18 protein-coding genes and 2 pseudogenes are annotated in these 23,738 nt (G+C 71.0%); 8 read left to right on the top strand and 12 right to left on the bottom strand.

The window, feature by feature from the left end:
- Nucleotides 1-68: 68 nt before the first annotated feature.
- The gene (modB, locus tag ACFC51_RS27615; protein ID WP_376531409.1) at nt 69-947 is read right to left on the bottom strand and encodes a molybdate ABC transporter permease subunit; all 879 of its coding nucleotides are present in this window, start codon (nt 945-947) and stop codon (nt 69-71) included.
- Nucleotides 944-1,759: a molybdate ABC transporter substrate-binding protein gene (modA, locus tag ACFC51_RS27610; RefSeq protein WP_376370039.1), complete on the bottom strand. Its 816-nt coding sequence runs from the start codon at nt 1,757-1,759 to the stop codon at nt 944-946. The genes modB and modA overlap by 4 nt, the downstream gene beginning before the upstream one ends.
- 470 nt (nt 1,760-2,229) lie before the next feature.
- On the opposite strand from modA, the gene ACFC51_RS27605 reads away from it, so the two are divergent.
- Entirely contained in the window at nt 2,230-2,700 is a 471-nt protein-coding gene (locus ACFC51_RS27605; protein WP_376531406.1) for a molybdopterin-dependent oxidoreductase, read from the top strand.
- Nucleotides 2,701-2,902: 202 nt separating this feature from the next.
- Here the strand turns inward: ACFC51_RS27605 and ACFC51_RS27600 are convergent, their stop codons facing one another.
- Complete coding sequence (locus tag ACFC51_RS27600; protein ID WP_376531403.1) at nt 2,903-5,671, bottom strand: molybdopterin-dependent oxidoreductase; 2,769 nt, start codon at nt 5,669-5,671, stop codon at nt 2,903-2,905.
- Nucleotides 5,668-6,486, bottom strand: coding sequence for an FAD binding domain-containing protein (locus ACFC51_RS27595; protein ID WP_376369952.1), 819 nt, complete (start codon nt 6,484-6,486; stop codon nt 5,668-5,670). Before ACFC51_RS27595 ends, ACFC51_RS27600 begins: the two co-directional genes overlap by 4 nt.
- Before the next feature lie 212 nt (nt 6,487-6,698).
- Between ACFC51_RS27595 and ACFC51_RS27590 the strand changes: the two genes are divergently transcribed.
- A complete protein-coding gene (locus ACFC51_RS27590; protein WP_376531401.1) occupies nt 6,699-8,276 on the top strand; it encodes a helix-turn-helix domain-containing protein in 1,578 nt (525 codons plus the stop codon).
- Nucleotides 8,277-8,328: 52 nt separating this feature from the next.
- Here ACFC51_RS27590 and ACFC51_RS27585 read toward each other — a convergent pair whose 3' ends face one another.
- On the bottom strand, nt 8,329-8,721 hold the full coding sequence (locus tag ACFC51_RS27585; protein ID WP_376369948.1) for a TOBE domain-containing protein: 393 nt from the start codon (nt 8,719-8,721) through the stop codon (nt 8,329-8,331).
- A 535-nt stretch (nt 8,722-9,256) separates the two neighbouring features.
- Between ACFC51_RS27585 and ACFC51_RS27580 the strand changes: the two genes are divergently transcribed.
- The gene (locus ACFC51_RS27580; RefSeq protein ID WP_376369947.1) at nt 9,257-10,456 is read left to right on the top strand and encodes an oxygenase MpaB family protein; all 1,200 of its coding nucleotides are present in this window, start codon (nt 9,257-9,259) and stop codon (nt 10,454-10,456) included.
- A gap of 100 nt (nt 10,457-10,556) precedes the next feature.
- Here ACFC51_RS27580 and ACFC51_RS27575 read toward each other — a convergent pair whose 3' ends face one another.
- Complete coding sequence (locus ACFC51_RS27575) at nt 10,557-11,756, bottom strand: TetR/AcrR family transcriptional regulator (protein ID WP_376369945.1); 1,200 nt, start codon at nt 11,754-11,756, stop codon at nt 10,557-10,559.
- 227 nt (nt 11,757-11,983) lie between these two features.
- Between ACFC51_RS27575 and ACFC51_RS27570 the strand changes: the two genes are divergently transcribed.
- Entirely contained in the window at nt 11,984-12,322 is a 339-nt protein-coding gene (locus ACFC51_RS27570; RefSeq protein ID WP_376369943.1) for a thioredoxin family protein, read from the top strand.
- Nucleotides 12,323-12,392: 70 nt separating this feature from the next.
- Here ACFC51_RS27570 and ACFC51_RS27565 read toward each other — a convergent pair.
- From ACFC51_RS27565 to ACFC51_RS27555, 3 genes and pseudogenes are all read right to left on the bottom strand, one after another.
- A pseudogene (locus ACFC51_RS27565) lies at nt 12,393-12,662 on the bottom strand (formylglycine-generating enzyme family protein); the annotation flags it as partial.
- Nucleotides 12,663-12,806: 144 nt separating this feature from the next.
- Complete coding sequence (locus ACFC51_RS27560) at nt 12,807-14,213, bottom strand: sulfatase (protein ID WP_376369942.1); 1,407 nt, start codon at nt 14,211-14,213, stop codon at nt 12,807-12,809.
- Nucleotides 14,214-14,516: 303 nt separating this feature from the next.
- Nucleotides 14,517-14,603 carry a putative leader peptide gene (locus tag ACFC51_RS27555; RefSeq protein WP_376370037.1) on the bottom strand — a complete coding sequence of 29 codons (87 nt, stop codon included), beginning with the start codon at nt 14,601-14,603 and terminating at the stop codon, nt 14,517-14,519.
- Between the two features lie 133 nt (nt 14,604-14,736).
- Between ACFC51_RS27555 and ACFC51_RS27550 the strand changes: the two are divergent.
- From ACFC51_RS27550 to ACFC51_RS27535, 4 genes and pseudogenes are all read left to right on the top strand, one after another.
- A pseudogene (locus ACFC51_RS27550) lies at nt 14,737-14,890 on the top strand (integrase); the annotation flags it as partial.
- 974 nt (nt 14,891-15,864) lie between these two features.
- Entirely contained in the window at nt 15,865-16,704 is an 840-nt protein-coding gene (locus ACFC51_RS27545) for a DUF4397 domain-containing protein (protein WP_376369940.1), read from the top strand.
- A 621-nt stretch (nt 16,705-17,325) separates the two neighbouring features.
- Nucleotides 17,326-17,589: a hypothetical protein gene (locus ACFC51_RS27540; protein WP_376369939.1), complete on the top strand. Its 264-nt coding sequence runs from the start codon at nt 17,326-17,328 to the stop codon at nt 17,587-17,589.
- Between the two features lie 192 nt (nt 17,590-17,781).
- Nucleotides 17,782-18,792, top strand: a complete 1,011-nt coding sequence (locus ACFC51_RS27535) for a MerR family transcriptional regulator (RefSeq protein ID WP_376531399.1) — start codon at nt 17,782-17,784, stop codon at nt 18,790-18,792.
- 117 nt (nt 18,793-18,909) lie between these two features.
- Here ACFC51_RS27535 and gndA read toward each other — a convergent pair whose 3' ends face one another.
- The 3 genes from gndA to ACFC51_RS27520 form a co-directional block, all read right to left on the bottom strand.
- On the bottom strand, nt 18,910-20,349 hold the full coding sequence (gene gndA, locus ACFC51_RS27530) for an NADP-dependent phosphogluconate dehydrogenase (protein WP_376369936.1): 1,440 nt from the start codon (nt 20,347-20,349) through the stop codon (nt 18,910-18,912).
- A gap of 182 nt (nt 20,350-20,531) precedes the next feature.
- A complete protein-coding gene (locus ACFC51_RS27525) occupies nt 20,532-22,361 on the bottom strand; it encodes an ABC transporter ATP-binding protein (RefSeq protein WP_376531396.1) in 1,830 nt (609 codons plus the stop codon).
- Nucleotides 22,362-23,223: 862 nt separating this feature from the next.
- Nucleotides 23,224-23,706, bottom strand: a complete 483-nt coding sequence (locus ACFC51_RS27520) for a DUF5709 domain-containing protein (RefSeq protein WP_376369933.1) — start codon at nt 23,704-23,706, stop codon at nt 23,224-23,226.
- Nucleotides 23,707-23,738 lie beyond the last annotated feature (32 nt).

Here is a 23,738-nt window from a genome sequence, read left to right as displayed (position 1 = left end):
CGGTCCGGCGCAGACCGTGGGTGGTGGGGCGGCGCTGGTGCGGGATCCGGGAAGCCGGGCGGGGCGGGTCATGACACCGTCATCCAGCGGTCCCGCAGCCCGGCGAGGACCGCGATGGACACGGCGAGCAGGACCAGGCTCAGGGCGATGGCTGCGGCCGGATCGCTCTGCAGCGCGAGGTAGACGGCCAGCGGCATGGTCTGCGTACGGCCGGGGAAGTTGCCCGCGAACGTGATCGTCGCGCCGAACTCGCCGAGCGCGCGGGCCCAGGCGAGGACGGAACCCGCGGCGATGCCGGGCATGATCAGCGGCAGGGTGACCCGGCGGAACGCGGTGAAGCGGGAGGCGCCCAAGGTCATGGCGGCCTCCTCGAAGCGCGGGTCGGCGGCGCGCAGGGTGCCCTCCACGCTGATGACGAGGAACGGCAGCGCCACGAACGTCTCCGCGACCACCACGCCCGCAGTGGTGAAGGGCAGGGTGATCCCGAACCACGAGTCCAGCCACTGCCCCACGACCCCGTTGCGGCCGAGCGCCAGCAGCAGGGCCACACCGCCCACCACCGGAGGAAGGACCAGCGGGAGCGTCACCAGGGCCCGCACGAGACCCCGCCCGGGGAATTCGGTGCGTGCCAGCAGCCAGGCCAGGGGCACTCCGAGGACCAGGCTCGCAGCCGTGGCCGAGGTCGCGCAGATCAGGGAGAGCCGGAGGGCGTCCCAGACCTCCGGGCTGGTCAGCTGGTCCGGCAGGTCGCGCCAGGGGGCCCGTACGAGCAGGGCGGCCAGCGGCAGCAGGAGGAACGCGAGGCCGAGCAGGGCGGGCACCAGGAGCGGCAGGGGCACTCCGCGCCGGGCACCCGTCCGGACACGCCGGCGCCGCGGCCCGCCGTCGCGGGTGTCGCCACCCGTGCCGGACCCGGCCGCGGCGCCGGACTTGTCCGGGGCGGTCACGGGTTGAGGAAACCGGCCGCCGTCAGGACCTTCTGGCCCTCGGCGGACTGCACGTACGCGATGAACTCCTTGGCGGCCGCGGCATTGGGCGCGTTCTTCAGGAGCGCGATCGGGTAGTCGTTGACGGCGTCGGCGGACTCGGGGAACTCCACGCCCTCCACCTTGTCACCCGCGGCCTTCACGTCCGTCTTGTACACGACGGCTGCGTCGGCCTCCTTCAGCTCGACCTTCGTCAGAGCGCTCTTGACGTCCTGCTCGTAGGAGACCGGGGTGAGCTTCAGCTTGCCGGCGTCGAGAGCCTTCTGGGCGGCGGCCCCGCAGGGCACCGTCTTGTCGCACAGGACGACCTTGAGGTCCCGTCGGGTGAGGTCCTCGAGGGAGCTGATCTTGTCCGGGTTGCCGGGCAGGGTGGCGATCTCCAGCTGGTTGCGCACGAACGTGGCGGGCGTGCCGGCGGCGTCGCCCGCGTCCGTCACGATGGCCATCGTCTTGGGGCTGGCGGCGGCGAAGACGTCGGTCGGCGCGCCGCCCGTGATGCCGGCGGCGAGGCTGTCGCTGCCGCCGAAGCTGAAGGTGACCTTCGTCCCGGGGTGGGCCTTCTCGAAGTCCTTGCCCAGCGTCGTGAAGCTCTCCTTGAGCGAGGCGGCGGCGAAGACGGTCACCGTGCCCGAGAGCTTCTCCGACGCGTCCGCCGAGGCGGAGGAGCCCGACGCGGAGGAGGCGTCGTCGGAGGAGGAGCAGGCGCTCAGTGCCAGCAGTGCGGCTGCGCCTGCACCGGCCATCCGCAGGGTCCGGTGCGCGGAACGGGTCATCACGGGTCTACTCCCTCTGGCTCTTCTGAAGAGTCCGTCTGCATGTCATGCCGGCATGACGTTCCGGCATGTCGTTCCGAAGGAGCCGGCGGGCCCTTCGGAAGGGTCCGGTGGACCCTCTTCGCTCTCCCGGCGACCATGTCGGCCGGTTCGATCACTGCTGCCGCCGGGACGCCGGGCGCCTCCTCCGCCTCCCGGCGGCTTCGAGGCCGGGGTCACGGCCGGCCTCCCGACGGCCCTGACCGGGCCCCACCTTGGCCGGCACAGCCCCGAGGATCACTCCGGTGGCCGCGCCCGGGAGTCGGTCGCCTCCCGATCCGGTAGCTGCGCATGTGCTGATCATACTGCCGCAGATTCGAGGAGGAAGTCACTTGTGGCATCGCATGAGCAGGAGCTGTTCGGGATCGGGTAGGCATGTGCGTTTGCACGGGTCGGCCGGGCGGGTACGGTCCTCCGGGAGGTGGTAGCCCGTGAGCCAGTCCGTCACGACCGCCGATCCGGTGGCGGCGCTCGCCCTGACCGGCGACCTCGCACGTCCTGCCCGGCTGACGGTGCCGGACCTGCTGGCCTGGCCCCAGCACCGGGCCCGGGTCAGCTTCGAATGCTCCACCAGCGGCACCCGGCACCATCGCTTCGCGGGGCCGCTCCTGCACGACGTCCTGCGCGACGCGGGCCCCTGCTTCGACCCCGCGCGACGCAAGGACCGGCTGCGGTTCCTCATCGCGTTGTCAGGGGCGGACGGCCATCACGTCCTCCTGTCCTGGGCAGAGATCGACCCGGACTTCGGTCGGGCGCCCGTCCTCCTCGCGGTGAGCATCGACGACACCCCCCTCGACCGCGCCGGCCCCCAACTGGTCCTTCCCCAGGACCGCTGCGGCGCCAGGCACATCAGCGGCATCAACGCCATCCGCCTGGACGGCCGCTACGCGCCGAGGACCTGAGCGCCGTTCCCCTGCCGCGGTCCGGACGCCATGGGGCGCCCCTCACCGAGGGGGATGCGCCCCGGGGCCCACCTCACCGACGGAAATGCGCCCCGGGGTTCCACCCACCGACGGAGCTGCGCCCCGGGGTTCCACCCACCGACGGAGCTGCGCCCCGGGGTTCCACCCACCGACGGAAATGCGCCCGGGACGCAGCTCCGCCTCAGGCGGACCGGCCCGTCATGTCCCCGTCCGCCGCCGTCACCCCCGCGGTGTCCAGGGCCAGCCACACCCGGTCACGGGTCAGCGGAAGGGCCGTGAACCGGACGCCGGTGGCGTCCCGCAGGGCGTTCGCGAAGGCGGGGGCGACCGGGTTGAAGGGGCTCTCGCTCATCGACTTCGCGCCGAGCGGGCCGATGGCGTCGGCGGTCTCCATGAAGTGGACCTCGGTGCGCGGGACGTCGGCGTACTGGGGCAGGCGGTAGCGGCGGAAGGCGGCCGTCTGCACCTCGCCCCGTTCGCCGATGCGTACGTGCTCGAAGAGCGTCGCACCCAGCGCCTGCGCCACGCCCCCCTCGACCTGGCCGCGGCACTGCATCGGGTTCATGACCTTGCCCGCGTCGGCGGCGTGGACACTGCGCAGGATGCGGATCTCACCGGTGCCGGGATCGACGGCGAGCCGGAACCACTGCGCGTTGAAGGCCACCGACCGCGGAGTGCCGCCGAAGTGCCCCTCCGCGGTGAAGGTGACGCCGACCGCCTCGGCGGTCGCGTGCAGCTCCTGGAGCGAGAGCCTGCCGCCGGGGTGGACGACCGCCTCCTCCGCGAGCAGACAGTCGGCGCGCGGCAGGCGCAGGTGGGCGGCGGCGAAGTCGAGGAGCATGTCGGCGAGGGCGCGGGACGCCCGCAAGGTGGCCTTGCCCGCCACGACCGTGCCGGTGGAGGCGAAGGCGCCCGTGTCATGGCGTACGACATCGGTGTCGGACTGGCGGACCGTGATCCGGTCGACGGTGGTGGCCAGTTCACCCGCGGCGATCTGGCGGTGCACGGTCGTCGTCCCGTTGCCGAACTCCGCCGTGCCGACCGCCAGGTCGAAGGTTCCGTCGGGCAGCAGCGACGCCTCGGCGTCCGCGAGGTGGCCGCCGGGAGGCCCCGTCGCGATCATCGCCAGCGCCGTGCCCTCACCGACCAGCCAGCCCGCGGGAGCGGGCTCGGCGACGGGCTCCGCCTGCGCCGTGCGGACGATCCCCAGGCACTGGTCGAGTCCGTAGCTGGCGATGTGCAGATCCTCCTCCTCGCCACCGGGGGTGATCATGGGCTCGCCCGGGCCGATGATGTTCCGGGCCTTGAAGTCCAGGGGATCCAGGCCGAGCCGGCGGGCCAGCTCGTCCAGGGCCGATTCCATCGCGAACATCACCTGTCCGAGGCCGTAGCCCCGGAACGCCCCGGCCGGGACCGTGTGCGTGTACACCGAGAAGGCGTCGACCTGCTTGTTCGGCGCCCGGTAGACGGCGAGCGACTCGCCGACGCTGTGGAACATGACGGCCGGTCCGTGATTCCCGTACGCCCCCGTGTCGGCCACCACGCGCAACTGGAGCGCGGTCAGCGTGCCGTCGCGGCGCGCGCCCGCCTTGACCCGGACGGTGAACGGGTGCCGGGTGGTCGCCCCGTAGAACTGTTCCGCACGGGTGTACTCAAGCTTCACCGGGCGCCGCAGCCGCAGCACGGCCAGTGCCACGATGTCCTCGACCAGCATCTCCTGCTTTCCGCCGAAACCGCCCCCGACCCGGCCCGCGACGACGCGTACCTTCTCCTCGGGCAGGTCGTACAGGGCACACAGTGCGCGCCGTGTGAGGAAGGGCGTCTGCGAACTGGTGCGCACGGTAAGCCGGCCGTCCTCGTCCAGCCACGCCACCGCCCCGTGCGTCTCGAGGCTGGCGTGCTGGACCCGCTGCGTCCGGAAGGTCTCCTCGTACACCGCGTCGGCCTCGGCGAAGCCCGCCTGCACATCGCCGATCTCACCGTGCGTCTCGCCGACCACGTTGTCGCGCGGACGGGAGATCCGGGCCGCCGAGGCGTCCTTGTCGTGCACGACGGGGGCTCCGGCACGCATCGCCTCCTCGGGGTCGAGGACCGCCGGCAGCACCTCGTAGGTCACCTCGACGCGGCGGCATCCTTCCTCCGCAGCCGCCTCGCTGTCAGCGACGACCGCTGCGACGCGCTGGCCGACGTGACGGACGGTGTCGTCCAGGACGCGGGTGTCGTCCGGGTCCTCCTCGGGGTGCTCGTGACGGGCGGTGGAGAAGTACCGTGCCGGTGCGTCGTGGTGGGTGAGGACGGCTCGTACGCCTTGAACACGCATCGCGGCAGCGGTGTCCACGGCGGTGATCCGCGCGTGGGCGTGCGGGGAACGCAGCAGTTTCATGTGCAGCAGATCCGGGACATCGATGTCGAAGGTGTAGCGCGCGGTACCCGTGACGACCTGCGGGCCGGCCGGGGCGGGCAGGTTCCGGCCCACCGCCTCTCCTGCGGAGGGCGCCTCGGCGTGGAGGACACCGCGCACGGCGTCCTCGATGGCCCGGTAGCCGGTGCAGCGGCAGAGGTTGCCCTTGAAGGCCCGGGGGAGGTCGTCCAGCTGACCGTCGTCCAGAGCCGCCGTCGTCATCAGGAAGCCGGCCGTGCAGAAACCGCACTGGAACCCCTGCGCGTCCAGGAACCTCTGCTGCACGGGGTGGAGTCCGCCGCCTTCGGAGGCCAGGCCCTCGACCGTGGTGACGGTACGGCCGTCCGCCCGGAACGCGGGGTAGAGGCAGCTGTGGACGGGGCGGCCGTCCACGTGGACCGTGCACGCGCCGCAGTCGCCCGCGTCGCAGCCCTTCTTCACGCCGAACCAACCGCGCTCACGCAGATACGTGCGCAGACACTGCCCGGGGCGGGGTTCCTCGGTGAACGGCCTGCCGTTCACCTCCACCCCGAAGTCCTCGAAGCTCATCGTGCCTCCTCCAGCTCGCGGCGGATCTCCTCCGCCAGCCGGAACGTCATGTGCCGCCGCCATGCGGGCAGCCCGTGGATGTCGTCGAACCACTCGTGGCCGGCGACCGCCGACCCGAGTGCCGCCGTGAGTGCCGCGGCGGTCGGCGGGAGCGGGAACCACAGCCGGACCGGTCTGACGGTCGAGGCGGTGACGGTGACCGCCATCGAGTGGTCCACCGGATCGAGGGTGCCGATGACCAGGACGCCGGACCGGCCGAGCCCGTAGAGCGAGGCCTGCCGGAACGCCGTGCGGCAGGCGAGCGCGCGGGCCGGGAGGGTGACGGAGCGCAGCATCTCGCCCTCCGCCAGGTCCTTGCGGCCCGCGCCGGTCACGAAGCCGGTGACCCGGGTGCGGCGGCGCACCCCGTCCTGGGCCCGCAACAGGCACTCACCTTCCAGCGCGGCCGTCAGGGAGATCATCGGGCCCGCGGGGAGCGCGTTGCACAGGTTGCCGCCGACGGTCGCCATGTGCCAGATCTTGAACGAGGCGAGGAACGCCCGGCAGCACTGTTCGAACAGCGGAGCCGCCTCGGCCCTCAAGGTCCGCGCGTAGCGGGAGAGCTGGGCGATGGTGCAGGTCGCGGCGATCTCCAGCGAGCCGTCCGCGCGGGTGTGCACGGGAGTCCATCCCGTGCGGCTCAGATCCACCAGCCTGCGCAGGTGCGGTTGGGGCTCGGAGAAGAGGTACGTGCCCCCTCCGAGCCACGCGTCACCGTGCCGCCAGGGCTCGGGTCGTCGCGCGTCCCGGATCTCCACCACCGTGTTCAGGTCCATGGCGTCAGTGAAGCAACGCGGATGTGCCCCTGACGACTGGTTCACCGCACGGAAACACCGACGTTTCAGGCCTGCCCCCTGGATGATCAACCAAGAGGCATACCGCTCGACTCGTATGGCACTTACGATGTCTGCACTCGCACTCACCTGGTGAATGCAAGACGCCAGGTCTGGGCCCCGGGGCCCGGCGAACGCACGAGGAGCCGGAGTACATGTACGTCGAACACCTCCTGAGGGACGAGTCCCTCGGCCTGCGCCTCCTGTGGGCCACGGACGAGCTGCTGGAGCGGGAGATCAGCGGAGTGACCGCGACGGATCTGGAGGATCCCGCCCGTTTCGTGGGGCCCGGCGAAGCTGTGCTCAGCGGTCTCGTCTGGTGGCTGCCGGACGGAGGGGAGGCCAGGGCGGAACGCTTCGTCTCCGCGCTGAGGGCGTCCGGAGCCGCGATCCTCCTCGCCGGGGAGGAGACGCACGGCTCGGTGCCCGACCAACTGGTCGAGGCCTGCGTCCGGCACGGCGTACCGGTGGCGGCCGTTCCGGCACACATCATGTTCCGGGCCGTCACCGACACGGTCTACCTCCACCGGTGGGGCGAGCTCGGCCGCCACCACGCGTTGCCCGAGAACGTACGCAACAGGCTCGGCGCTCTCGTCACCCAGGACGCCGGCCCGGAGGCCGTCCTCGCCGCCGCGTTCGCCCATCTCGACGGGACCGAGGCGCGTGTCGTCACATCGGCCGGGCGGACGGTGGCGGCGACAGGGGGCGACGCCGCTGTGACGAGGGCCGCGGTGGAGCCTCCGTCCGGCGGGAGCGGAGTGGCTGTGCCGATCGAGGCCGACTCGGCTTCCCCGTACGAGCGTTGGCATCTTCACCTGCCCGACCCCCGGGCCGCACCGCCGCGGATGCTGGGGGAGATCGCCGCGATCCTGGGCCGCTGCCAGGAAGGCCTGCTCCGCCGCAGGGCGGTCGCGCACCGTACGGCGGACGAGCTGGGTGCGCTGCTCGCGAGAACCGCGGCCGACGCGTCGGTGGCATCCGGGCTCCGTGCCTGCGGCCTCACGGCGGAGGGCCCGTACCGCGTGATCGTCGCAGAGGTGCGATCGGAGCACGCCGTCCCTGCGGAGGGGGTGCTCGCGGAGGCGCTCGCCCACGGCGGGCCGTCGGGCGCCGCCGTGGGGAGGCTGCCCGACGGCCTCGCCTTCGCCGTCGTGGGCGGCACGGGCGACGGGGAGCAGGGTGACACGGTGAGCGAGGTGCTCGGCGCCGCCTGGCCGCTTCTCGCCGCATGCGAGCCGTCCGCCCTCCTGTACGCCGGGGTCAGCTCCTCGGTCGCCGGACCGCGGGGACTGGGCGGAGGGCTGGCCGAGGCCCGCTACGCCCTCGCCTCGGCGCGGACCACCGCGCCCGAGGCCTCCGCACTCGTCGACGCCGCGACACTCACCAGTCTGGACACGCTGCTGACGGGCATACCGGAGGAGGTGCGCACCGCGTACAGCCGCACCGTCCTCGGGCCCCTGCTCGAACCGGCGACCGCCTCAGGGGCCGACCTGCTGGAGACCTTGCGGACGTTCCTCGCCTGCGACGGCTCGTGGGCACGCGCCGCGGAGGCCCTGCACCTCCACGTCAACACCGTCCACTACCGGGTCCGGCGCATCGAGTACTTCACCGGGCGCGACCTGTCCCGGTTGGCGGACCGGCTCGACCTCTGGACCGCACTGCGGTGCCGGACCGACGGCATGGACCATCCGCCCACGCCCGTGAGCGGCCGCCGCGTCCGTACGGCGGTGTGACGCGCAGGCATCCCGCATCCCGCGTGAGGCGTGCCCGGGGTCTGGCTGCCCGTCAGGTCCGGTCGATGTGCACGTTGGTCGACTTCACGCGGGCGGTGGCCTCCATGCCGACCTCCAGTTCCAGCTCCTCGACGGCCTCGCGCGTGAGGAGCGAGACCAGCCGGTGCGGTCCTGCCTGAATCTCCACCTGGGCGGCGACGTCGCCCAGCTTCACGGCGGTGACGATGCCGGGAAAGGCGTTGCGCACCGAGGTGTACGAGGCGTCAGGCTCTCCGCCGCTGCCGGCGATCTCGACCGAGAAGGCGGCCAGGTCCTTGCCGTCGATGAGCCGGCGCCCACCCTCGTCACGGTGAGTGGCGACCCTGCCCGCGTCCGCCCACCGCCGCGCGGTGTCCGGGCTCACGCCGAGCAGCCGTGCTGCCTGACCGATCGTGTAGAACTGCATACGGAGCAACCTATGTGCGTGATCCTTGCGCGTGCAAGCTGATACGCGCAAAAAGTTAGGTATGTGCAAGGTTCGGGAGGGTGACTCCCGTGCCGGACCTCCTCCGCGTCCTGATGGAAGCGCGCAGGGCGCGGGGTCGTGTGCGCGGCTCCCGACATACCCGCCCGTGGTGCGGTCCACCTTACGCTCGGTGTCTGCCGACACGTCACATCCTGCCTGTCCGCCCTGTCGTCGGCCGCCGCGGTGCACGGCCGTGGCGGCGAGAGCCCGCCGCCGCGGCCTGAGGATGCGGGTGTTCTGCCGGGGTGTGCGGGGTGGAGGCCGCCCGGGGCCGTGTCCGGTCGAACCGGCCCACCGTGGGCCGACATCGGCGACGAGCCCCTCGGTCCTCACCATTGCCGACGACGACACGCCTCGCTATGTTAATCGAAAATCACATCTGTGCGGCGCGACACGTCCCGTACGGATCACTCGACTTGCACGTCTGCAATGGCAACTCAGAGCCATCTGGCCCGTCAGGGGAGCAGGTAAGTCAATGGAGAATCTCAGCAGGCGAAATATTCTGTCCCTAGGTGCCGCACTCGGCCTCGTGGGCGTGGCACACCCCGCTCAGGCGTGGGCATCGACGGGTTCGGTGACGGGAGCCGCGGCGGGGACCGGTCCGGAGTGGGTCTGGGACGACGCGGCGGACCCTCTGATGGTCTCGATGCTCGAGAACGGCCATGTGCCGGCGATCAACACCGCATGGGCGCCGTGGGTGAACAACAACGATCCGCTGCCCAGCGGTCTCCCGGCCGCCTTCTCCGCGTACCTGAAGCAGGTCAACCGCCTGCCCGGCTGGGCCGACCGCACCAAGCTGGCGCGCGCCGCCGACTTCAACCGGCGCAGGGACATGTACCTCTTCATGCTGTACGGCCTCGGCAGCGGGATCATGAGCACCGTGATCCCGCGCGAGGCCAAGAGCGTCTACTGGTCCGCGGGCGGTGCGAACATGCAGGACCGTGCGGCCAAGACGTTCACCTTCGGCTACGACCTCTCCCAGCTGGGGGCCTTCGAGCCGACGGGGCAGTTCGTCGTCACGGCCAACAAGACACGGGTGGTGCACGCCGCGGTGCGCCACCTCCTGCCGCAGTCGCCGCACTGGCGGGCCGTGGCCGACGAGACCGTTCCGATCAGCGCGGCGGACATTTTGGTCACCTTCCACAGCCTGGGCACCTACGTGCACAGGAAACTGCTGGAATGGAAGGTCCCCTTCCCGGCCGCGGACCAGGAGGCGTTCCTCCACTCGTGGCAGGTCGCCCTCCACCTGCTCGGTGTGCCCGACGAGCACATCCCCCAGACCTGGGCAGCCGCCGAAGCGCAGTCGGCACAGGTGCTCACCCCGATCCTCACGCCGTCGACCGAGGGCATCGCCCTGGCGGAGGAGCTGCTCGGCCTGACCGCGCAGATCGACCTCGGGGTCACGCGCGGCTTCCTGAACGAGTTCGTGCGCTACGTCCTCAGCAACGAGGTCGGAGACTGGCTGGGGCTCAAGCGCGACTACGTGTCGGCGGCCCTGGTCCGCACTGCGTGGCCCGCGTACATCCTGTTCCGTGAAGGGCTGTCGCCCGTCATGCCCGGCAGCTTCTACATGTTCGACCAGTTCGTGCGCGCCCTGGGCATGCTGTTCCTCAACAAGGGCTCCTCCGGGACCACCACACCCATCACGATCCCCACCGGGAACCGGGCGGCCTGAACCGCCGGTCCCTCAACGGCGGTGCCCTCCTCCCGGCCGACGAGCGTACGTCGGGAGGCGGGCCTCCCCTCCACGGGCGGGGGCCGGGTCCGGCGGCCCTTCAGAGACCTAGAGCGCCCACGACCAGGGCGGTCACGGTCTCACGATGGCCGGGAGTGTCGCGCCATCGGAGTCGCCGGCCCGCCTCGACCGCCACGCCGAACCCCGCGTGCACCAGCACCCGTGCCTGGCGCGGATCCAGCTCCGGACGGGCCTGCCGCAACTGCTGCTCCCAGACGGCGATGTGGTCCCTCTGTGCGAGGACCACGGGCCGCCGCAGCCCGGCCGGCAGACCCGCGAGCTCGGCCTCGGCCACGCTGTTCAGCTCGGTGTACTCGAAGCTGTAGGCCACATAGGTCGCGGCCAGCACCACGATCGCGTCGTGCGGGCCGGTCACCTCGCGCAGATTCTGCTCCACCCCCTGGGCCAGGAGCCCCGCCGCCTGGAGGCACGCCGCCGCCAGGATGTCGATCTTGCCGGGGTAGTGGCGGTACAGCGCGGACGGGGTCAGTCCCACCGCCTCCGCGATCTGTCCGTTCGTGACGCTGACGAATCCGTCCCGGGCGAACAGCGGGATGGAGGCCGCGAGGATCTCGGCCCGCCGGGTGCGCGGCACCGGCTGCGCAGGCAGCCGCACGACGACGGGCGTGCTCAGCCGCCCGGCCGCCGGGTCGCTCGCCGCCACGCCCAGCGCGGATGCCAGCAGCAGGTCCTCGGCGCGGCGTTGGGCGATGGATGTGTGATGCATGGTGATGGAACCGATCGCACCGAGAGCCGCCATGGCCCGCAGGCGCTCGTCGGGCAGCGGGTGCTCGCGCTGCACGGCCTCGTCGACCCGCTCGACCAGGCGGGCGAACTTCGCGCCCAGACGCCGACGGTCCTCGCGGCTCAGGTAGCGGGCCTCCCACCGGTACACGCCGCCCGACGCACGGTGAGCGACGGTGATCCTGGTGAGGGCGGTGAGCACATCCGTCAACGCAGCCCCGGGCGGTACCTCGTCGAGCGCGGTGACCAGGCCGTCCACCATGACGTCGGCGCATGCGGCGAACAGTGCGTACTTGTTCGGGAAGTGCCGGTACAGCGCGGCAGCGGTGATGCCCACGCGCGCCGCGACCTCCTCCATCGACGTCGCGTGGTAGCCGCGCTCGCTGAAGACCCGCCCGGCCGCGCCGACGATGAGCTGCCTGCGGTTGCGGGGCCGCGTGGCCGGGGCCGGACCGGCGGTCGCAGCCGCACGGGCGGGCGGGGAGGCGGGGGCCATACGAATCAGTCAATCACACGTCGTCAGGGGGCCGGGCGCCCCGGCGCGGAGCGCGACTGCGGGGTCACTTCCCGTGCGGCGGAGCGACCGCGTGACGGGCACGGCCCGGTACACCTCCCGGCGCCGGGGGAGGCACGGCGGCCGCTGTGCCCGGTGTCCGTGCGAGCCCGTCCGGCCGCGCAGGGGATGATGGGGGTGGAAGACGGAACACGAGGTCAGGAGCCTCCATGGCGAAGCGGGTCCACCAGCCCCGCGAGGACGCGGAGTTCGACTTCATCCTCAGGATGAGCGGAGTGCCGGTCCTCGCGTACTTCATCGGGACATGGCCCAAGGCGATCGAACCCTGCCGGGCCATGGACCTCGTCGTGGGCGGGATCGCCGAGGAGTACGCGGGCCGCCTGGCTGCCGTCAGGACCGACATCGCGCGCTGCCCGGAGGTGACCGCACGGTACGGGATCACCGGAGCCCCGTCCTGCGTCCTGCTGAAGGAGGGGGAGGCGGTGACGCCGGGCGCCGGGCCCTGGACCACCGCCGAGATCAGGGAGTTCCTGGACCGCCACCTCTGAGAAGGACCACCCGTGACAGGCACCGCTCCGGGACGCGACGCCCCCGTGCGCCGCTGATCCGCCCGCGTTCTCAGCTCGCCACACGAAAGCCGATGCTCCCCGTCGAGCTCCCCGGCGTGTGGGAGCCCCGTGCGGCGTCGCGACAGCGGTTGCAGTACGAGTCGTGGCACAGGTAGGAGCCACCACGCATCACCCGGGCCGTGTCCGGGGTGAACCAGCGCTCACCGGAAGTGAGCGCTGCACAGGCGTGAGCTGTCCGTATGGGTGGGACACAGTCCTCGCACCACTCCCAGACGTTGCCCACGACGCCGTGGAGGCCGAAGCCGTTGGGTCGGTAGGAGACCGCACCGGGGCCGCGACGGTGGCGGTCGTGGGAGCGTCGTGGGCCGGCGTGCAGCACGAGGAGGACACAGAAATCCTTGGGTGAGGCCCGGCAGGGGCCGGCAGGCATCGCTGCGTGCCCCTGCCGGGGCATCGGTCTCGGTCAGGCTGCGCGGTCCTCGGCCAGCTGTGCCGCCAGCGCCGGTATGCCGAGGTTCTGCTCGTCCTGCGGAGTCGCCTGGTGAAGGCCGTTCTTCAGCTGGTGCGGGTCGTTCGCGAGGTCGTAGTACTCCCGGAACTTCAGCCGGCCCGTGCCTGACAGCTTTCCGTCGGCATCCGTCGTGAGGTCGTAGTACTCGGTGTACTGCTTGTTCTTGGCGACGTAGGACGACCAGGTCGGCGGCCCGCCCGCTGCGGTGCCCTGCTTCCAGAACTCGACGAGCAGGTGGTCCCGGCTGTACGAAGTGAGCAACGACCTTCCGTCCTGCGAGTGCCCCGGGACCACCCCGGCCGCGTCCAGGACGGTGGGCGCGATGTCGATGTTGGCGACGATGCGGTCGTCGGTGGTTCCGGCTCCCAGGCCCCCGGCCGGCCAGGACAGGTAGAACGGAACCTCATGGGCGGGGCGATAGGGCACGGATTTCTTCGTCCAGCCGTGATCCGCCCAGCCGAAGCCGTTGTCCGCGATGTAGATCACAAGGGTGTTGTCCAGCTGCCCGAGAGCGGTCAGTTTGTCCTTGAACGCCTGCACCGCGTCGTCGACGGACCGCAGGACCCGCCCTTGTTCCGCGCGGATACGCCTCCCGTCAGCCAGGGTTCCGGTCGCGTCCTGGACGTAGGCGGGCTTGTCGCTCCGGTCGGCCTCGGGGACTGAGGGCCGCCCGTTCCACTCCGGCACGGCCGTTCCCGCGTACTTGGCCTCGGGAGTGCGCGGGCCGTGCGAGGCGTACGGAGTGACATAGGCGAACCAGGGGCGGTGGTCGGATGCGGCCTTGTCCAGGAAGTTGAGCGTCCGGTTCTTGATGATCTCGGTGGTGTAGCCGTCGATGGTCTGGACCGTGCCGTTGACGTTCCACCGGGCGTCGACGTAGCCCGGCTGGAGAAGCGCGAAGTCCTCGAAGTGCGGTGGGTTCTCGGCGAGCGTCCAGGAGTTGAGGAACTTGCCGAACAGACCGGTGCGGTAGCCCGCTTGCTTGAGATAGCGCTGAAGGGTGGTGTTCTGGTCCAACTGGTACGAGGCGCCGTTGTTCCGTACGCCGTGATGGTGGGCGTACTGCCCGGACAGTACGGACGACCGTGACGGGGAGCAGAGCGGGGTGGTGACATGGCCATGGGTGAATCTGACGCCGTGCCCGGCAAGCCAGTCGACTGTTTTGGGGAGCGCCCACTCGGTCTGCTTGGGCTGGTCGTCGGTGACGATCAGAAGGACGTTGGGGCGGGCCGAGACCGCTGCCGCCGAGTCGGCGGCAGCGAACTGAGCCAGGGCGGGAACGGCTGCCGTGGCGGCCGCCGCCGCTGTGCCGGCCAGGAAGCCACGCCTGCTGACCCGGGGGCTGTCGTTGCTGCTCATGAATCGTTTCCTCCTGTGGTCCGTCGAGAAGCCGGCGGGGCGCGGAACCGCGTTCCGGGAACGCGGAACTCATGCACGTCGCACGCCCGCGCGGATAGCGCGATTCCTGCGGATGGCAGGCAGGGGAGGGGCATCGGGGCTTCGGGGGGCCGGGCGCCGAACAGGTGCCCCGCAACGAGGCTGAAGCGGCAGGGCCGACCGGCTCAGATCTGGGCCGACCGGTTCAGATCCGGCGCACTGCCCGGACGATCGCCGGACACGCACTGGTACTTGGCCGAGCCACAGGCTGCCGTGCCAGGGCGGTCACCCGGCGGCTGACGTACACAGCGCGCTCGCCAGCCTGCCGAAATCGACATGGCGGCGAGCAGTGAGCCTTTCTTCTGCTGCCATGCCCGGAGCCTAGAGGGAGCAGAGTGTGCCGTTCCATGCACGGCATGTGAAATCTGAAACCGAGGCGGACGCAGGGGGAGACCGCCCCGCATCGGGAGATGATCATGGCGACTGCTGCCTCACCCGATGTCCTCACCACGTCGCCTCCAACGCACCGGGTTAGTGGCAATCCGATCACTGACGTGGCCGAGTGGATGGGACACAAGTCGATCGAGGAGACGTACCGCACCTACCGGCACCTGATGCCGGGGAGCATCACGACGGCCGCGCGCGTGCTGGACGCTTGACCTGGGGCGCGGCCTGACGCCGCAGCGGAGCTTGTCAGGATTGCCTGCCGATCCGAAGTCGAACGGCACCACACGGCACACGTAGGCATAACCGTCTCTGGGCGTCCAGCCGGTCCAGTGCGAACACCTATGTCCAGTTCGGGACGTCCTGGTGGTACGTCGCCCTTCGGGTCGGTGACTCGCGCGTGACATGGGGAGGTCCCGCCGGGGTTACGGCGGGGCTCTTCCATGTGAGTGGTCAAGAAGGTCTGCACCACCTCGTCGAGGTGTATCGGGGGGTCTGGCTCCCGCCCAGCGGCCGGAGTCTCCTGCGCTCGGGTGGACTTGGCCGCTTCGCGCTGCGGCTTGTCTCACCGTGCGGACGAAGAAGAGATCATTCTGTCAGGAGTGCTCGGGTTCCACGGACGAGGCCGTCCGGAGCCCGGTGGTCCGGACTCCGCCAGTTCGTAGGGCCACCCGAACGGCTCCCGTGACGCTTCCACCACACCTCCGTACATCGGCGTCTCCTTGTCGCGCGTACGGTGTACGACGCACAAACGACGCGTGTTGCCCACCTTGTTCGTCGGTCGCGAGACTGGAGTCCACGAACAACTCCAACGGTCCGCTGAAGCAGGACGACGGGCGGGCGACCTCGGTCCTCACGTCATGGCCGGAGAAGTCAGGCCATGACTCGAGTCAGTTGCCGGGCCCCGGTGGTCGACTCCACTCGGTGGCCGGTCAAGCCGGTGGCCTCGCAGCTCGCACGCGTCCGCGGCACGCGTCCGCGGTCCTCCATCGACGTACACGGAGATCTCCGGGCACGGATCCACGGATCCGGTTGCCGGACGCACCGCGAGCGTCATGGGCCGGGGCACGTACGGTGCCCGCGGGAACGCCCGGGACGAGTCGCCGTCCGTACACCGACTGCGGCGCCCGGACGGGATGGAGTGAGGCTTCGTGCCCAGCGGAGAGTCAGCCCGAAAAGGATGATCCCGATGACCACTCGAACCCCCCTCACGATCGCCGTCGCGGCTGGTGTCTGCGGCCTGACGCTGGGGGTCGCCGCCCCCAGCATGGCGGCGTCCGCGGACCAGGAGGATCAATCCATGGTGTCCGTCTTCCACGGCATCCCCGGAATGACCGTCGACGTCTACGCCAACGGCGACGAGCTGCTCAGCGACTTCAAGCCCGGAACGGTGACCGACCCGCAGGCTCTCGACGCCGGCACCTACGACATACAGATCTTCGAGGCCGGTAAGAGCCCCGACGGGACACCGGCCCTGGAGAAGAAGGTCAAGGTGCCCGAAGGTGCGAACGCCACGGTCGCCGCCCACCTCAGTGCCGACGGCAAACCCCAGTTGACGGCCTTCGTCAACGACGTCTCGAAGACGGAATCCGGCGAATCCCGTCTGACGGTACGTCATGTCGCTGCGGCTCCCGCGGTCGACGTACGTGCGGGCGGTCAGCCGGTCTTCACCGGCCTGGAGAACCCGAAGGAGGACACCACCCAGGTGAAGGCGGGCACCGTGAGCGCGGACGTCGTGCTCGCCGGTACGGACACCGTGGCGATCGGCCCAGCCGACCTGAACCTGAAGGAAGGCACGAGCAACGTCGTCTACGCCTGGGGCAGCGCCGAGGACAAGAACCTCGCCCTGGCGACGCAGACGCTCAGCGGTACGGAGTCCACACCGAGCTCCGCCCAGCTGGGAGGGAGCGGTGCGGCCGGCGCCACGACCAACTTCTCCGACCAGTGGCTCGCCTGGGCAGCGGCAGTCGGAGCGATCACGGTGACCGGTGTCCTGGTCGCCAACAGGGTCACGGGCCGGCGTGACTGACCGCTTTCGGCGGTCGACCGGCCCGACATGCGCGGCTGCCGCTTCTACGGCGTCCGGACTGCCCGGCACTCCTCGGACCCCATAGCCGGACCTCGGCGCGCGGCAATTGCGCCGAGGTCCGGCTCTCCGGGTGTGCTCGGCGTGCGCGGCGGCAGGCTTCCGGACCGAGCTGCCGCAGCAGCCGACGTGGCCACCGGTCAGGCAGAGCGCAGGTGCACCCGGTGGGTGCCCTCTCACAGGCCGTCCTCACATCCGGCGCTGCTGGTCGGGGGGACGTCCGGCAGTTCGTCCCCGATGTGGGAACAGGTGCCGCTCTCGGGGCGGCAGGCGTCGAACGCCACCTCCCGTTCACGGTGAATCCCTTCTCGGCCGGGCAGGCCGCCGGTGCGGCGCCCTGTCTCGGACTCCTCGGACTCCTCGGGCACACAGGGCCGGCGACCCCAGTGCCCGCGACGTGACCGGCCCGCGCGACCGCCGATGACGGGGTCATCCGACGCACAACCGCTGCGACAGGCCCGAGGGACGGATGTCGCCCATCGTGGAAGTCACAGACCCCGTCGCATCGTCCGGATCTGTCTCATGGAAGGTGCCGGGCACCCCATCCCGCGTTGGGAGCGCATGATGATCGTCAAGAAGCTGCATGACGCCGGCCTCACCAGTGAACACGCCTACGCCGGAGCCTTCGCGTCCATCGGGCTGTCCTGCTTCTCCTGGCTGGCTTCGGTGAAGTGGGAGGCCCAGGGCAACGAACGCGCCGACCGCTGGGGCATCTTCGTCGGTGAGTGGGCACCTACCTTCTTCGCCTTGGGCCTCGCACTGAGCCGCTACGAGGTCGAGGACGCGCTGACCGGGGCGGATGCGCCGCCCGCTGACTACGCCCCCTGACCTCACCCTCAGGACGGGACGGTTGCGGCGGTGAAGCCCGGGACCGTCCCGGAGCACTCCGGCCGACGCGCCGGACGGCCTCGGCGCGCTGTGGTGGCCCTCTGTGCTCAGTGGATGGCGCAACGGAATCATCCACGGTGGCTGCGAGCCACCGGAACAGCGAGCGCCGATCGTGCATCGTACGGTGGAGGTGTGGAGGGTACCGACGACGCACCCAGGTTGGGCGGCCTCACCACCGGCGCGGTGGCCCGTCGCTTCGGCGTCGCGCCTACCACGCTGCGCTCCTGGGACCGGAGGTACGGCATCGGCCCCGCAGCTCATGAGGACGGCAAGCACCGCCGGTGGGACACGGCGGATCTGGCGCTCCTCGAGCGCATGTGCGCCCTCACCGACGCGGGCGTGCCACCCGCAGAGGCCGCCCGTGTGGCGGCCGAAGCGCCCGCCGTGCCGAAGCGCGGAAACCTCGGAGCACAGGACGCGCCGCACATCTCATCGGCTCGTCGGGCCGCACCGGCCGCTCGACGGTCCCCACCACGCGACCGGATCGAAAGCGGGCCTCAGCCGGGCGACCCCCAGGTGGAGTGCAAGGGACTCGCGCGTGCGGCTCTGCGCCTGGACGCGCAAGCCGTGGACAGGATGCTGGAAGCTGTGATCACCGGTCACGGCCTCGTGGAGGCCTGGACGGAGGTCCTCGTCCCTACCCTGAGGGCCGTGGGTCGGAAGTGGGAGAGCTCCGGCGAGAGGTACATCGAGGCGGAGCACCTGCTGTCGTGGCACGTCTCCAGCGCGCTCCACCGCCGCCAGGCCGTCACCGACGAGACGTCGACCGCGGAACCGGTGGTCCTCGCCTGCGTGCCCGGCGACATCCACACGCTGCCTCTGGAGGCCCTCTCCGCCGCCCTCGGCGAGCGGGGACTACCTGTGCGCATGTTCGGCGCCGCCCTGCCTGCCGAGTCCCTGCTGGCGGCGGTCCGCAGGACGGGCCCGCGGGCCGTCGTCCTCTGGGCGCAGTCCCGGCCTTCGTCGAGCCGACCCTTGGCCCAGCACGTTGCGCAGATGACCTGGGGCGTACGGGGGGCACGCCGTCAGCCGGTGGTGCTCACGGTCGGCCCAGGATGGACGAAGCCCCTTGTGCCCGGGGTGCTGCGTCCGCTCGGACTGCAGGAAGCGGTGGACACGATCGCCGCCGTACTCGACGCCTGAGGACACAGCAGCTGTCGAAAAGATCGGGCTCCGCGCCGGGTTGCTCTGAACCACCACGTGCGCGAACGCCGCCACTGGACCGGAACCCGTCGGCTCTTGTCCGGGCGCCTGCGACGATCAGGCGTCAACTTCATTGCGGTCGCCGCCCCAGAGGGTGTGGAAGGCGCCTTCACGGTCGATGCGGTGGTACGTGTGGGCGCCGAAGTAGTCCCGCTGGCCCTGGGTGAGGGCGGCAGGCAGGCGCGGGGCGCGCAGGGAGTCGTAGTAGGCGAGGGTGGCGGCGAGGGCGGGAGTGGGAACGCCCTGGGTGACGGCGGTGGCGATGACGGCCCGCCAGTCGTCCTGGGCGGCGGCGATCTCGTCGGCGAAGCCCTTGTCGGCGAGGAGGCTCACGAGGTCCGGCTTGGTTTCGTAGGCCTCGGTGATGCGGTCGAGGAAGGCTGCGCGGATGATGCAGCCGCCACGCCAGATCGAGGCCACCTTGCCGAGGTCGATCTCCCAGTCGTACTGCTCGCTGCCCGCCGCGATCTGGTGGAAGCCCTGGGTGTAGGACACGATCTTCGAGGCGTAGAGAGCCTGCTCGACCTGGTCGGCGAAGGCCGCCGCCTCGTCCTTGCCCAGGGTGCGGGCGGAGGGGCCCGCGAGATGCCTGGACGCCTCGCGCAGATCCGCGTGTCCGGAGACGGAGCGCGCGAAGACGGCCTCGGCGATCCCGGAGACCGGCACGCCCAGGTCCAGGGCGATCTGCACGGTCCAGCGTCCGGTGCCCTTCTGTTCGGCCTGGTCGAGGACGATGTCGACGAAGGGCTTGCCCGTGTCCGCGTCGGTGTGGGCGAGGACCTCGGCCGTGATCTCGATGAGGTACGAGTCGAGGCGGCCGGTGTTCCAGGTCCGGAAGATCTCCGCGATCTCGGCGGGGGAGTAGCCCGCGACGTCGCGCAGCAGTTGGTACGCCTCACCGATCAACTGCATGTCCGCATACTCGATGCCGTTATGGACCATCTTGACGTAGTGGCCTGCGCCGTCCGGGCCGATGTGCGTGACGCACGGGGCGCCGTCCTTGGCCTTCGCGGAGATCTTCTCCAGCATCGGCCCGAGCGAGCTGTAGGACTCCCTGCTGCCGCCCGGCATGATGCTCGGCCCGTTGAGCGCGCCTTCCTCCCCGCCGGAGACACCGGTGCCGACGAAGTGGATGCCCTGTTCGCGGAGCTCCTGCTCACGGCGCCGGGTGTCCGCGAAGTGCGCGTTGCCACCGTCGATGATCATGTCGCCGGACTCCAGGAGGGGGGCGAACTCCGCGATCACCGCGTCCGTCGCCTTCCCGGCCTTCACCATGACGACGAGGCGTCGTGGCCTCTCCAGGGAGGCCACGAAGTCCTCGGCGCTCTCGGTGGCGATGAAATCACCCTCGTCGCCGAACTGGTCGACGAGCTCGTGGGTGCGGGCGGCGGTCCGATTGTGCAGGGCGACGGTGTAGCCGTTGCGTGCGAAGTTCCGGGCCAGGTTGCGCCCCATGACGGCCAGCCCGGTGACACCGATCTGCGCTGTGCTGCTCATTGTGACCCTGCCCGCTTCCGTGTTCGTCGTGTGCGGCGGTGCTACCGGCCGCCGTGCTGGAACAGGATTCCGAGCTTACGGTGAGCAGCCGGTCGCGGCCCGGCAGCCCGTCAGGGTGTCGCCCGTCTTCCCCGGATGGCGTCAGGGGTGCGCGGCTGTGCGCCCGGGGGTGATCCGCACCGTCACCGCGTCGGTTCGGGTGCGGCGGGCCGGCCGTTGACGGTGTCCACGAGGAAGCCGCCGGACTGGTGGTGCCAGAGCTTGGCGTAGGCGCCGTCGGTGCCCAGCAGCTCGTGATGGGTTCCCTGTTCGACGATGCGGCCGCGGTCGAGCACGATCAGGTGGTCCATGGCCGCGACCGTACTGAGGCGGTGGGCGACGACCAGCGCGGTCCGGCCCTCCATCAGCTGCCACAGCGCCTCCTGGACGAGGATCTCGCTCTCGGAGTCCAGGGCACTGGTCGCCTCGTCGAGCAGGAGGATCGGCGCGTCGCGCAGGATGGCCCGGGCGAGGGCGACGCGTTGACGCTGTCCTCCGGAGAGCTTGACGCCACGTTCCCCGACCATCGTGTCGAATCCCGCGGGGAGCTGGTCCGCGAACTCCGTGACGTGAGCCGCGTCGGCCGCCGCGCGGATCTCGGCCTCGGTGGCGTCCGGACGCGCGAAGTGGATGTTCTCGCGCAGGGTGCGGTGGAACATGGCCGGTTCCTGCGGCACGTACGCGATCAGGCTCCGCAGGTCGGACTGCCGCAGCCTGCTGATGTCCTGACCGCCGATCAGAATGCGACCCGACTGGACGTCGGCCATCCGCAGCAGCAGCCGGGTGAGAGTGGTCTTGCCGCCCCCGGACCGGCCGACGAGGCCGATCCTCGACCCGCTCGGCACGTCCAGCTCGAGCCCCCGGAAGATCGGCTCGCCGCCGCCGTGGGCGAAGGTGACCTGTTCGAAGCGCACATCCGCGGCCCGCGGGCCGAGCGGCTCGGGTGCCGCGGGGTCGAGCACGGTGGGGGGTGCCAGGAGCAGTTCGGTGAACTGGGCCGCCTCGGTCATCGAGCTCTCCAGGCGGCGGTAGATCTGGTTGAACTCGAACATGATGCGGGTCGAGCCGGTGTAGTAGGTGAACGCGACCACGATCGCCTCCACACTGCCCCCGCCCGCGCCGATCCCGATGGCGAGAAGGAGGCCGAGTCCGTTGGTCAGCACCGACAGCGGCGCGACGAGGGTGTCGATGCGGAGATTCCCGTAATCCCACGAGCGCAGTGTCAGACGCCGCGACTCGGCCACCCGCGAGCGGTGCTCGGCGGCCTCGCGCTCCTCCGCGGCGAAGGCGCGCACGGTGTCCATGTTCATCAGCGCGTCCGAGACGTGGCCCGACACCCTGGCGATCGCCTCCTCACGCCGGTTGACCAGCTTCTGGCGGCGCCGGATGAGCGGCGCGGCGCAGAAGGCGGTCACCGTGATCATCGTCAGGAGGCCGACGACCAGCAGCGGATCGTAGCTCCAGAGGATCACCGTGCCGAACAGCAGCGGGGCCAGGCTCCCGACGACGTTGAACGTGAGGGTGTCGACGAACTCCTCGAAGCGTGAGGCGAAGCTCAGCACCCGCTTGGTCAGGGAGCCGGCGAAGTTGTCCTGGAAGAACGCGGCGTCCTTGGCGAAGAGTTCGTCCATCCCGGTGACGTACAGGTGCTCGATGCCCCGGGCGTCGACCCGGTTGAGGCAGTGCAGTCCCAGACGCCACATCGTCTCCGCCAGGAGCAGCACTCCGGCGAACACACCGACGTAGGGGAGGGCTTCACGCATGCCCAGCGCACCGTCCTCGGCGATCCGGCCGACGAGCTTGGCGACGACCAGGGGGGCGATGTACGTGATGCCGATGTTTCCCAGCGCGGGGAGCAGGAGCGCGGGTACGGACAGTCCGCGCTGGCGGGACAGCTCCCGCAGGTAGTGACGCAGTGCGAGCCGGACCGGGCCCTTGCCGGGCCCGGTGCCGTGAGACTGCTGCGATGTCATGCCGACCTCATGTCGTGTCGCGGGCAGTTGCTCCGGACTCCGCCGCGGTGGGAGGTCTCCGCCTCGCAAGGCACAGCACCGTCCCGGGCGGCAGCGCCTGCCGCGTCCGTGGCAAGGGGTCCGGGGAGGACGAGTCTTCCGCGACCGGGTGGTCGGCGTCCAAGCGTTTTCGGGGGCACGGGGCAGCACGACGGCGCGTTCCGGCCGGTCCGTCCGGGCGCGGACGGACCGTGGGCGCGCATGTGTTCACCGGCGTGGAACCGATGTTCTCGGGGCGTCGAGCCCGCTCGGCGCGGTCCGCCAGGCGGGCCGGCACCCTGATTCCGTACCGGTGGCACCCGGTCGAAGTGTGGGGTCGGTCCCGGTTCCCGTGCTCGAAGTACGTCCAGAAGTTGCCGCCTGGATCTCCGCCTCGGCGACCGGTCGCCGCATCTGCTCCGCTGCGGGGCCGTCGCGGACCCTCTGACGGCACTCCCGCCCCGGACTTCCGGGTCAGTGGGCGGGCGGTATCGCCGACGACGTCCGCGCGGACCGGGCTGTGTGCCCCCGTGGGGGATGTCTCCGAGACCCACATCTCCATGGCCTTCGCCCGTGGGTCAGCAGAAGCGTGGCAGGGACTGCAGGCGCTGCGGCTCCCGCCGTGGCCGGTGTCCGGCGGGAGCCGGCGCGCCGTCGTGGGCGCGGGCGACCAGGCCGTCCACCCTGCGTGCGTGGCTGCTGCGGCGGGGGTCCTGCGCCGAGGCCGAGATGGGCGATGGTACGCGCATATGTGCCGGTACGCATACGGATGACGGTCCACATCGGCCCGGGGATCGCCGGCCGGCGCGGACGATTCCGGTGCCGTGATCCGTGGGCGGGGCCCTCAGCGCGCCGGTTCCTCCCCGAACAGGTCCTCCTCCTCGGGGATCAGGTGCATCGCCGCCTCCTCGGCGGACGCCGCGGCACCGTCGATACCGACGTCCTGGGCGGTGAGGGTGGAGGGCACGTGCCCGTCGCCCTCCTGCGTGAGCCTGCCGGCGCGGTCGGTCCCCACCTCGGTGTCGTAGGGCTCCCCGTCGCCGTCCGCCAGATCGCCCGTCCCGTCGCCGACCGGGCCGGTCTCCTCGGGGATCTCCCTGGTCAGGCGGGTGTCGAGGGACTCGCCCGCGTGCTGTTCCGCAGCGGTGGTCCCCTCGTCGTCGACCGCCCAGGGCCGGTCCGGCGGGGAGTAGCCCTCGTCCAGGACGTCGGCGATCCCGGACGTGTCCAGGGTGTCCTCCAGGTCCAGCAGGTCATCGGGGTCGGAGGCCTCCGGCTCCTGCGGCTGGTAGACGTCGTCCCCCCGGTCGCTGTCGCTGTCGGTCATGGCGTACCCCTTCCTCCGGGTCCCCTGTAGGC

The organism is Streptomyces sp. NPDC055962 (assembly GCF_042270185.1).
GTDB lineage: Bacteria > Actinomycetota > Actinomycetes > Streptomycetales > Streptomycetaceae > Streptomyces.
Note: the sequence above shows the minus strand (reverse complement) of the source record. Positions and strands in the feature narration are given on the sequence as shown.